8 protein-coding genes are annotated in these 11082 nt (G+C 63.1%); 4 read left to right on the top strand and 4 right to left on the bottom strand.

Going from position 1 to position 11082, the window contains the following annotated elements:
- Nucleotides 1-70: 70 nt before the first annotated feature.
- The 3 genes from ACSSVH_RS14590 to ACSSVH_RS14580 form a co-directional block, all read right to left on the bottom strand.
- Complete coding sequence (locus tag ACSSVH_RS14590; protein ID WP_169952963.1) at nt 71-2482, bottom strand: TonB-dependent siderophore receptor; 2412 nt, start codon at nt 2480-2482, stop codon at nt 71-73.
- Nucleotides 2483-2547: 65 nt separating this feature from the next.
- Entirely contained in the window at nt 2548-3486 is a 939-nt protein-coding gene (locus ACSSVH_RS14585; RefSeq protein ID WP_172311643.1) for a FecR family protein, read from the bottom strand.
- On the bottom strand, nt 3483-3998 hold the full coding sequence (locus ACSSVH_RS14580) for a sigma-70 family RNA polymerase sigma factor (protein WP_492633372.1): 516 nt from the start codon (nt 3996-3998) through the stop codon (nt 3483-3485). The genes ACSSVH_RS14585 and ACSSVH_RS14580 overlap by 4 nt, the downstream gene beginning before the upstream one ends.
- A 591-nt stretch (nt 3999-4589) precedes the next feature.
- On the opposite strand from ACSSVH_RS14580, the gene ACSSVH_RS14575 reads away from it, so the two are divergent.
- Genes ACSSVH_RS14575 through ACSSVH_RS14565 form a run of 3 tightly spaced genes read left to right on the top strand, consistent with a single transcriptional unit; the run spans nt 4590 to nt 8665 of the window.
- The gene (locus tag ACSSVH_RS14575; RefSeq protein WP_170057185.1) at nt 4590-5999 is read left to right on the top strand and encodes an NAD(P)/FAD-dependent oxidoreductase; all 1410 of its coding nucleotides are present in this window, start codon (nt 4590-4592) and stop codon (nt 5997-5999) included.
- Nucleotides 5986-7224, top strand: a complete 1239-nt coding sequence (locus ACSSVH_RS14570) for an NAD(P)/FAD-dependent oxidoreductase (RefSeq protein WP_169952971.1) — start codon at nt 5986-5988, stop codon at nt 7222-7224. Before ACSSVH_RS14575 ends, ACSSVH_RS14570 begins: the two co-directional genes overlap by 14 nt.
- Before the next feature lie 25 nt (nt 7225-7249).
- Nucleotides 7250-8665 carry an FGGY family carbohydrate kinase gene (locus ACSSVH_RS14565; RefSeq protein WP_169952974.1) on the top strand — a complete coding sequence of 472 codons (1416 nt, stop codon included), beginning with the start codon at nt 7250-7252 and terminating at the stop codon, nt 8663-8665.
- 4 nt (nt 8666-8669) lie between these two features.
- Here the strand turns inward: ACSSVH_RS14565 and ACSSVH_RS14560 are convergent, their stop codons facing one another.
- Nucleotides 8670-9449: a DeoR/GlpR family DNA-binding transcription regulator gene (locus ACSSVH_RS14560; protein WP_169952976.1), complete on the bottom strand. Its 780-nt coding sequence runs from the start codon at nt 9447-9449 to the stop codon at nt 8670-8672.
- Nucleotides 9450-9836: 387 nt separating this feature from the next.
- Here ACSSVH_RS14560 and eutH point away from each other — a divergent pair, with 387 nt between their 5' ends.
- A complete protein-coding gene (gene eutH, locus ACSSVH_RS14555) occupies nt 9837-11081 on the top strand; it encodes an ethanolamine utilization protein EutH (protein ID WP_169952978.1) in 1245 nt (414 codons plus the stop codon).
- Nucleotide 11082 lies beyond the last annotated feature (1 nt).

Below are 11082 nucleotides of genomic sequence, written 5' to 3'. Positions count from 1 at the left end.
CGGTTTGCCCCAGGTTGATTCCCTTGTTTTGGCAGCCGATGACTTTCCTTATGTTTCAATTATGTTCTGATCAGAAATCCCAGCGGGTCGTCAGCATCACGTTGCGCGGATCGCCGTAATAGGCGGTGTTGTAGAAGCCGATATTGGTGTAGTACTTCTTGTCGAATGCGTTGTTCAGGTTCAGCGTCGCCGACAGGTTTTCGGTGACCTGGTAACGCGCCATCACATCCACCAGCCAGTAGGCTTGCTGGGCAAACTCCTCGTTCTTGGCCTTGTAGCGGTTGTACAGTTCCTGCCAGCTTCGGTTCTGCCAGCGCGCGCCGCCGCCCACGGTCAAGCGGTCCAGTGGGCCCTTGAGTTTGTAGGTGGTGTAGAAGCTGAGTTGGTCCTCGGGCTCCCAGGTCGAGACCTTCTGCCCACTTTGGTCACGGATGATCTTGTGGGTGTAGCCAGCCTGGGCCTGCCAGCCGGGCAGCAGTTCACCGGACATTTCGGCCTCCAAGCCCTTGGTCTTGGCTTCGATGCCCTTGGTGGCATAGCCCAATGACGGGTTGGTCGGCGCGGCGTTGTATTCGGCGTCGGCTTCTGCGCGGTTGCTCTGGTGCACTTCAAAGTAGGCCAGGCTGGTGTTGAGCCGGCCGCCGAAGAATTCACCCTTGATGCCGCCTTCGTAGTTCTTGCCTTCGGAGGGTTCCAGCAGCTTGTTGTTGCGGTCGCGGTTGTAGCTTTCCGGCATGAAGATGTCGGTGTAGCTGGCGTAGGCGGTGAAGTTTTCGTTCAGGTCGTAAGTCACGCCGGCGTAGGGCACCAGGCGCCCGGTTTCGGTGGAGTCGTCGGTGCCGCGCAGCTTGTAGTTGGCGACGCGGGCGCCGAGGAACAGGTTCAGCGGGTCGGCCAGATTGAAGCGCGAGGTCATGTAGCCAGCGCTTTGGCGGGTGGTCAGGTCGTTGACGTAGGTGGGGGCGCCCCAGTCGGGTTCGGCAAAGTTGCCATCGAAGTTCCAGAAGTCCACCACATTGCCGTTGGCGTGTTTGGGGCTGCCGTAGTCCTTGCCTTTCCAGTGGGAGTTGGAGGCCGAACCACCCACTACCAGTTCATGCTCGCGCCCCAGCAGGCTGAAGGGGCCGCTGAGGTACACATCGGCGGCATTGGCACGGGTCTGGCCGGTGAATTTATTGGCGTAGACCGTGGACAGGCCGGTGTCGGGATTTGGCGCGCTCTGTATCGAGCCCAGGGGCGCGTGGTAGCCGCTGAGTTGGTGGGTCACTTGCGCCTTGGCTACCCAGCCATTGGCGAAGCTGCGCTCCAGGGTGGCGAAGGCGCCCCGGTTGTATTGCTCCCAGCGGCTCCACTTGGCGCCGTTGTTGTAGGAGCGCTTGACGTCGATGCGATCGCCCTTGGTGTTGAACAGCGGGCGGCTGCCGGACCAGCCGGAGCCCATGGGGTCGTTGTCCTGATAGTCAAAACCCACGGTCAGCAAGGTGTCGTCGTCAAGATCCGCTTCCAGTGAGCCGAAGTAGACGCTGGTCTTGCGCTGGTAGCGCTCCATGAACGAATGCTTGTCCTGATAGGCCGCCACGGCGCGCCCGCGGATATTGCCGCTGTCGGTCAGCGGCCCGCTGACATCGACCTGGGAGCGGTAGTTGTCCCAGCTGCCGGCACCCAGTTCGATGCTGGCCTTGAAGTCACGGGTGGGCTTTTTACGGATCAGGTTCAAGGTCGCCCCCGGCGCGCCTGCACCGGTCAGCAGGCCGGTGGCACCTTTCAGGATCTCCACTCGGTCGTAGATCGCCATGTCGGTCAGGGTCTGGCCGGACGAGTAGGCCGAGTTGCGCAGGGTGGGGATGCCGTCGTACTGGAAGTTTTCGATGGAAAACCCACGGGCGAAGTAGTTGGTGCGCTCGCTGTCGTAGGTCGACACGGTGATGCCGGGGGTGTGGCGCATCACATCGTCAATGGCGTTGAGGCCGAAGTCGTCCATGTGTTGGCGGGTGATCACGGTGATCGACTGCGGGGTCTCCCTGGGCGTCAAGACCAGGCGTGTGGCGGTGGCAATGGTGCCCGGAGTGTAGGAGCCGGTGCCCTCGGTGACGGTGCCCAACTGGTTGGAGGTGACCTGGGTGGCAGCCAGTGCCAGGGTGCCGCTGGCCTCGGTCAAGGCCTGCAACTGGTAGCCATCGGCGCTGGCTTGCGCCGCAAAGCCGGTGCCTTCCAACACCTTGGCAAAGCCATCCACTACGTTGTAACTGCCGCGCACGCCTGCACTGCTCAGGCCGGCCACTTGTTGCGACTGGAAGGCTATCGGCGTGCCTGCGGCCTGGGCATAGCGGCTGAGCACTTCGCCGAGGGGGCCTGGGGCGATATCGAAGGCCTGGACCTGTTGCTGCGCGTAGGCAATGGCCGGTAATGCCAGCGGCAGGCAGCCAAACAGCAGGCGGCTGGCCAGCAGCAGGCTGCCACGGGAGGATGGGTTGGAAGACATGTAATCGGTGCTCCTTTGGATGTTGGCCAAGGAAAGGACGCGGCAAAACCGAAAACACGCAGACTTTATTGAGAATTATTCGCGCTGTTTTTCAAGGACACACGGGTGACCCACGGTGTGTAGTTGCTGACTTCGATCGGCAGCGTGCGCTGGAGCAGGCGCAAGGCCCGCGCCGGGTCGTCGACCGGCAGCATGACCGTGACCCGCAAGCCTTGCAGGGCCTGGCGATCGAACAGCAACAGGCCGCTGCGATGCCGTCCCAGGCGCTCCAGCACATCCGCCAGGGGCTCGTCGTTGGCCAGCAACTGGTGGGTGTTCCAGGCGGCCTCGTGGGCGCGGGCATCGAATTTTTCCACCGGCCCTGGGCCGCTTGCCTCCAGGCGCACCTGCTGGCCGGGGTTGAGGGTCAATTGTTGGGTGCCGCTGTCGATGCGAGTGGACGATTCGAGCATCCTGACCACCGTCGCATCGCCGCTGCGCTCGACGATAAAACGCGTGCCCAGGGCGCGAATGCTGCCTTGCGGGGTGTCGACATAGAACGGGCGCTGGGCATCCTTGGCCACGTCCACCAGCAACTCACCGCGCAGCAGGCGTATGCGCCGTTGGTGGGCGTCGAAGTGCAGGTCCACCGCCGAACCACCATCCAGTTGCAGGGCACTGCCATCGGCCAGGCGTTGTTGCTGCCATTGGCCGCTGGCGCTGCTGAGGTCGGCGAACAGGTAGCCGCGCTGGCTGTACTGATAGGCCGGCAGGGCAAAAAGGCCGATTAACAGGGTGAGGGCCAGGCCCTTGATCGCCTTCGGCTGTTGGCGCGCCCGGCGCAACGCGGCCCGGGCCGGCGCCTGCTTGAGTGGCGACAGGTGGCCTTGCAAGCGCGCAACCGCCAATGGATGTTGCGGGTCGGCGGCCAGCCAGGCGTGGAAAGCCTGTTGGCTGGCGGCGTCGGGCTGATGGTCGAGGCGCACCAGCCACTCGGCAGCCTGGCGCAGGATGGCCGGGGTCATGCCTGGGCGCACGCGTCGCAGGCCAGCAGGGCTTCCACCAGGTCCTGTTGCACGGTGCGCACCGAAACCCCGAGGCGCTCGGCGATCTGGGCCTGATCCAGGCCATCGAGGTGGCGCAGGATAAAGGTCTCGCGGATCCGTGGCTTCATCCGCGCCAGGGCCCGGTCAATCGCTTCGAGCACCTGTACCGCCTGCAGGATCTGCTCGGGCGAGGACGCTTGCTCAAGGTACTGGGCGCAGCGTTCCAGTTCTTCCTGATAGGCCCGCTCCAGGCGGCGCCGGCGATTGCTGTCCATCAACAGGCGGCGGGCCACCGTGGCGAGATAGGCCTGGGGCTCGCGGGGCGCCACGTAGGGGCTGGCCGACAGCAGGCGGATGAACGTGTCATGTGCCACGTCTGCCGCGTGCTGGGAGCAATTCACGCGCCGGCGCAGCCAGCTCAGCAACCAGCCGTGGTAGCCGCGGTACAGGGCTTCAAGCGTCGCGGCTTCGGCGGGCTGGGCTGGTTTCATGCGAAAAATTCGTAAGTGGGAATTAATCTTATTCTAGTTGTTTCTGACTGGCGGCTGCAATGGGCGAGGGGGCCTCGGTCTCAGAACCGGCCCGTTCAACGTCTTTTATAGAAGGACTCGAGAAAAGACGGCCTTACGTCGTCGGTCGGCGAATTTAATGTGGTCAATTTTGTATATCGGTCAATATTTGTTGGTTTTTTTGACTGAGTATCGCGCTCTGAGCGCGATATGGCCGTGGAATAGCGGTCGGGGTCATGCCTAAAAAGTGTTGAAAAGTAACTTCGCTCCAAGTGGTTGTGTATTTATGTAGCGTTTTTCGCGTATTGAGCGAATCGACAGTAACGTCTTTTTGACAGAATCAGCTCTGTGTGCACCGAACCGGTCAGCCTTTTCCACGTTGTGTTTAAAGCCCGGGTACCCATAAACATTAGGCGCTGGCATGGCGGCGGCTGCATGCCTTGGCGCGCAGTCCTTGGGCAGTGAGGGAACCGTGATGGCCAATCGGTCATTCCAACCCCGTTTCGGTCAGTGGCATATGCCCTGCACCCAGTCACGGCAACCTCTGCGCTTACTTCACCCATAGGCTTGATAATGACGAAACCCTTCCCGAACCAGAGCGGCATCTACGACGTCATCGTTGTCGGCGGTGGCGTTGTGGGATGCGCGATGGTCCGGCGCTTTACCCTGGAGGGCGCGCGGGTGCTGTTGCTGGAAAAAAGCCCGGACATCCTCTCTGGTGCGAGCAAAGGCAACAGCGCGATCCTGCACACCGGCTTCGATGCGCCAACCGGCAGCCTGGAGCTGCAATGCATGCAGGACGGCTACCAGGAATACCTGGACATCCACCAGAACATGTCGCTGCCGCTGCTCAAGACCGGCGCGCTGGTGGTGGCCTGGAACGAGGATGACCTGGACAAGCTGCACGGCATCGTCGAACAGGCACACGCCAATGGGATTGCCGATGTCAGCCTGATCGGCCGCGAGCGGGTGCGCAGCCTTGAACCGCACCTGGCCCAAAGCGCCCTAGGGGCGGTCCAGGTGCCTGGTGAATTTCTTATCGATCCGTGGTCGGCGCCGCTTGGGTATCTGCTCCAGGCCATGACGCATGGGGCACAGGTGCGCTTCAATACCGAGGTCAACGGCGGTTATTTCGATGGCGAACTGTGGGCCCTGGAGACCACCAACGGGTTTATCCGGGGACGCACGATCATCAACTGCGCCGGCTTGTTCGGCGATGTACTGGAGCAGCAGTTGCTGGGCGCGTCGAGCTTCTCCATCCACCCGCGCAAAGGCCAGTTCGTGGTGTTCGACAAGGCGGCCACGCGCTACCTGGGCAACATCATCCTGCCGGTGCCCAACGAGCGCACCAAGGGCATCGTCCTGACCCGCACCGTCTACGGCAATTTGTTGGTGGGGCCTACCGCCGAAGAACAGGAAGACCGCCTGCACGCAGGCCTGGACAGCGACGTGCTGCGCCAGTTGGTGGACGCGGCCGTCGAGCGGATTCCTGCGCTCGACGGCATGCCGGTCACCGCCACCTATGCCGCGCTGCGCCCGGCCACGGAAAAGAAAGAGTATCGGGTGCAGCGGGTCGAAGGTAAGAACTGGATCAGCGTCGGCGGCATCCGCTCCACCGGCCTGACGGCGGCGCTGGGCATTGCCCGGCACGTGTTCAGCCTGTATCAGCGCGAGCACACGCCAGTCCCCGCCTCAATCCTGCAATGGCCGGTGCTGCCCAATCTCGCCGAACATTTGCCCCGCGATTACCACCGGCCGGGCTACGGCGAAATCGTCTGCCACTGTGAAATGGTGACCCAGCGGGAAATCCAGAATGCCTTGGCCAGCGCGCTGCCGCCCGGTGACCTGGGCGGCCTGAAACGCCGCACGCGGGCCTGCATGGGGCGCTGCCAGGGCTTTTATTGTGGGGCGCGGGTGGCCGAGCTGAGCGCTGGCCACCTGGCCATTCCCCTTGCCACAGGTGTTTGTCATGAAGCCCATTGAAGTCGAAAACATTGATGTCGCGATTATCGGTGGCGGGCCGTCGGGGCTGTCGGCGGCGATGACCCTGCGCAAGCTGGGCGTTGGCACGGTGGTGGTGTTTGAGCGTGAGCCCGAGGCGGGTGGTATCCCACGTCATTGTGGGCACCCGCCCTTTGGTTTGCGCGAATACGGCCGCGTCTATACAGGGCCTGGCTATGCGCGCAAAAACGTCGCGCAGGCGTTGAAGGCCGGGGTGCAGATTCGCGTCAAGCACTCGGTGACGCAGATGGGCCTGGGCGGGCGGCTGGAACTGGTGAGCCCGGAGGGCGCCAGGGTGATCCAGGCGCGACGCGTGCTGATTGCCACCGGGGCCCGGGAAACACCACGCTCGGCGCGCCTGCTGGGCGGCGATCGCCCGCTGGGGGTGATCAATACCGGCGCGTTCCAGTCCTACCTGTACCTGGAGCATCTCAAGCCCTTTGAGCGTCCGCTGATCGTCGGCACCGAGCTGGTCAGCCTGTCGGCGGTCATGAGTTGCCGGCGTGCCGGAATCCAACCGGTGGCGATGATCGAGGCCAACCTGCGGGCCACGGCGCGCTGGCCGCTGTCGCTGTTTCCGCGGTTGTGCGGGGTGCCGATGCATTTCGGTGCACAACTTCTGGCAATCCACGGCACCGGGCGGGTAGAGGGCGCAACGGTGCGCCTGGCCGATGGGCAGACCCAGACCTTCGATTGTGACGGCGTGCTGCTTACCGGCCAGTTCACTCCCGAGTCGAGCCTGGTGCGCCTGAGCGAGCTGCGGCTGGACCCGAAAAGCGGCGGCCCGCATGTCGATCAATACGGGCGCTGTTCCGATCCGGCCTACTTTGCCGCGGGGAATCTGCTGCGCCCCGTCGAGACGGCAGGTTGGTCGTTTCGCGAAGGCCATAAGATCGCTACGATGATCGCCCGCGATCTGCAGGGGCAACTGCCGCCTGCTGCGCCGAGCATCGAGATCGCCTGCAAGGGCGCCTTGAAGCTCTGCGTGCCGCAACGCCTGAGCCCGTCCACAGTGGCCGGTATGCAGCACCTGCAACTGCGGGTCAACCGTGGGGTGAAAGGGCGCCTGGTGGTACGGGCCGATGGCCAGGAAATCTGGGCCCGCGCCGGCAGTTCGCTGCCCGAGCGGCGGATATTGATACCCATCGCCAGCCTCAAGCTGCCCCAGGGCGTACAGCAACTCGAAGTCGACTTTGTCGGCCAATAACAAGACCTGCCGAGGAGTCTTAAACATGCGGATTGCCGCGCTCGATCAAGGCACCACCAGCACCCGCGTGTTGGTGGTGAGTGACAATGGGTCAGCTGATATCCAGCTCTCGTTGCGCCATCAGCAACACCATCCCCATCCTGGTTGGGTGGAGCACGATCCACTGGAGCTGCTCAGTAACCTGCAGCGTTGCCTGGAGGCCACCGGCCAGGTGGACGCCATCGGCCTTGCCAACCAGGGCGAGAGTTGCCTGGCGTGGGACGCCCAGACCGGCGAGCCGTTATCCCCGGTGATCGTCTGGCAAGACAATCGCACCTGGGCCGAAATCGCCCAGTTGCGCGGCGACGGCGGCGAGGCCCTGACCCTGGAGCGTGCGGGTTTGCCCCTGGACCCGTATTTCTCGGCGAGCAAGCTGGCCTGGATCGTGCGCAACCTGCCAGCCGCGCAGAGCGCATTGCGCGCCGGGCGGCTGCGCCTGGGCACCACCGATGCGTACTTTCTCGACCGCCTGACCGGGGTCTTCGCCACGGACGTCACCACCGCTTCGCGCACCTCGCTGATGAACCTGGCGACCGGGCAGTGGGACAGCCAGCTCTGCGAGCTGTTTGGCGTGCCCATGGAAACCCTGCCGCAGATCCGCGACACCGTCGGGCACTTTGGCGAGATCGGCGCCACGCCGGTCACCGCCTCGATTGTCGACCAGCAAGCCTCGCTCTACGGCCATGGTTGCCGCAATGAGGGCGACGCCAAGATCACCTATGGGACCGGGGCGTTTGCCCTGACCGTGACCGGCGAGCAGATCATCCGCGCCCCGGAAAAAGGCCTGCTGGCGACCATCGCCTGGCAGATCGACGGCAAGCCCACTTACGCCATGGACGGTGGTGTCTACGATGCCAGCGCAGCCGTGGAATGGGCCGGGCGGCTTGGCTTGTTCAGCGATTTTTCGGAGCTGGCGGCATTCGACGAAGCACCGGCCATTGGCCGCCAACTGGCGTTTGTGCCGGCGTTGTCCGGCCTCGCTTGCCCGCACTGGGACCGCAGCGCGGCAGCCCTGTGGGTCGGCATGAATGGCAGCACCACGCGCCAGGATATGTGCCAGGCGGTGCTTGAGGGCGTGGCATTGCGCAGTGTGGAAGTGATCAGCGCAATGGACGGGTTTCTCAGCGTCACCGATCACCTGTCCATCGATGGCGGCCTGGCGCGCAGCCCCTATTTTGCGCAGTTTCTCGCCGATGCCTTGCAGCGCTGCATCGTCACCCAGCGCTTCGATGAGCTGACCGCATTCGGCTGCGCAGCGCTGGCAGCCAAAGGCCTCGGCGTGGCGCTCAAGCCGCCGCGCAATACCAGCACCAGCTATCACCCCAAAGTCAGTGCCGCCCAGGCCCAGCAGTGGCGGGCCACGTTCAGCGATGCGGTGACGCGCTGCCGCGACTGGCGCTGAGCGTTTACCACTCCGGCCGGGTCAGGGCAGGGGCTTCCAGGACTTCAACCTGGGCTTCGGCCAGGGCCTTGGCCAGTTCGCCCAAGGGTTTGCGGTCGATGATCAGGCGGTCGATGCGCTCCAGGGGGAATACCTGGAACAGCGCACGCTTGCCCATTTTCGAGGAGTCGGCAATCACCGTGAGGTAGCGCGTGCGGGCGATCATGGCGCGGGTGATCTCCGCTTCCTCGATGGAAAAGTCAAAGGCGCCGTCGGTGTTCAAGGCGCCAATGGTGACCACCGCATGCTCAGCGTTGAACCGGGCGATCTGCTCCATGGCTAGGGCGCCGATGTTCTGTTCCGATTCGGGGCGGTATTCGCCGCCGATCATGAACACGCGATTACCGCTGGCGCCAATGGCGGCGGCGATCAACAAGGAGTTGGTGATCACGGTGATGCGGTTGAGCCTTGCCAGTTCACGGGCAAAGAACAGGGTGGTGGTACCGGTATCGATCAGCAGGCTGTCGCCCGGCGCATAGAGCCCGGCGGCGAAGCGCGCCACTGCACGTTTCTCCTGGGAGAATTCATTCATCCGGGTCTGGAAGGCGTTCTCGTGCTCGCCGCTGGGCGGCAGCGAGGCGCCGCCATGGAACTTGGTGACCTGGCCATCTTCGGCCAGGGCCGTGAGGTCGCGGCGAATGGTCTCTTGCGAAGTGCCGAGGGTGCGCGCCAACTCGTCGACCGAGATGCGTTCACGCTGGCGTAGCAGTTCAAGGATATGTTGGCGTCTTTCATTGGGGCGCATGGGCAACCATCCTCTTGATGCTACGTGAATGCGCCACGGCGGCGCAGTGCTGTTACCGAGGCACTCAAATGATGCCCCGCCAGTAAGCGGCGGGGCGCGTGGGCGCCAGTGGAGGTGGTGTGAACTTGGTATTGGCGTTTGCCGTTCACGGCCGTAGAGTCCGCTGCCTTGAAAGGTGTGATCAGAGATTACGCAATAGAGTTGACCGATTCCAGTGTGTTTAACCCGCAAAACCACAAAAAACACACGATTGGCATGGGAAGTGGTTAGTAATAGGGTGTGAAAGCGCCACAAATGGGGCTGTAAAACGCGTTTGGCCAATGGAGCGACCGAACTGGGGCGTACTCCTACAACAACAATTGATTCAGTACAGATGGAGCGAAAGCAATGGCGGAATTCGGCAATTACGTTATTTACCTGATCATGATCGGCGCGGTGGTTGGCGCGTTTGCATCTGTGATCAAGCCGGACAGCGGCCTGGGCAAGGAGTTTGTCAACGGCATCCACTCCATTGGCCCGGTGTTCCTGGCGCAGGCGGGCATCATGGTGGCGATCCCGTACCTGTCCAAATTCATCGAGGTCGCACTGGGGCCGTACTTCGGCGCGATGGGTTCCGACGTGTCGATTGCGGCGCTGTCGATCATCGCCGTGGACATGGGCGGCTACCAGTTGGCCGATGCCCTGGCAGCGAACCGCGACATGTGGATCACCGCCATGATCGTTGGCTATACCTCCGGCGCGACCATCGTCTACCTGATCCCGGTCGGCCTGATGATGCTCGAACGCAAGGACCACAAGTACCTGGCGCTGGGGGCCATGGCCGGTTTGATCAGCATCCCGTTTGCGGTGCTTGCGTCGTTGATGATGATCACCGCCTTCAACCTGCCGGTGCGGGATATCGTTTCCACCACCTCGCCGGCCCTGCATTACCTGAGCCTGGGGTTTGTCGACTGCGTGCGCTTGCTCGCGCCATTGTTTGTGTTCTGCTTCCTGCTGGCCGCCGGCCTGCGCTACCGGGCGGCGTGGATGGTGGCCGGGTTCCTGGTGTTCGGTAAGTTGATGGATGCCTTTATCAAGATCGTCCTGGCGCTGGCCATCGTCGAGCACTTCACCGGGTTCTTCATGAAGAACTTCGGTGTGTGGGGCTTCGACCCGATGTTCGCCGACGAGAAGGAGCTGTTCCGTGCCATCGAGATTGCCGGCTACATCGGCATCATGCTCGCCGGTACGTTCCCGATCTGCTACCTGTTCAACCGCTACTGCAAGAAACCCATGGAAGTGCTGGGCAAGCACATCGGGTTGTCAGCCGATGGCGCAGCGGCGTTTGTCATGGTGTTTGCCAACATCATCGCGGTCTACCACCTGTTCAAGAAGATGAATGCCCGGGACAAGGTCTTGTGTGTGGCCCTGGGTGTCTGTGCGCAGGCCACCATTGGCGACCACCTGGCCTTTACCGCGAACTTCCAGCCGACGCTGATCATGCCGATCCTGCTGGCCAAGTTGTTTGGCGGCCTGCTCGCAGTGGCGATCGCGATCAAGATCTCGGTGCCCGCCGCCCAGCGTTACGAAGCGCAGGAACGCGAGCGCGAAGAGGCCGATGAGGCCGGCGTGCCGGCTGCGCAGGCGGTGTGAC

It is taken from the genome of Pseudomonas sp. HC1(2025) (genome assembly GCF_058742075.1).
The sequence above is the reverse complement of the archived record's forward strand: the minus strand, read 5'-3'. Positions and strand labels throughout refer to the sequence as shown.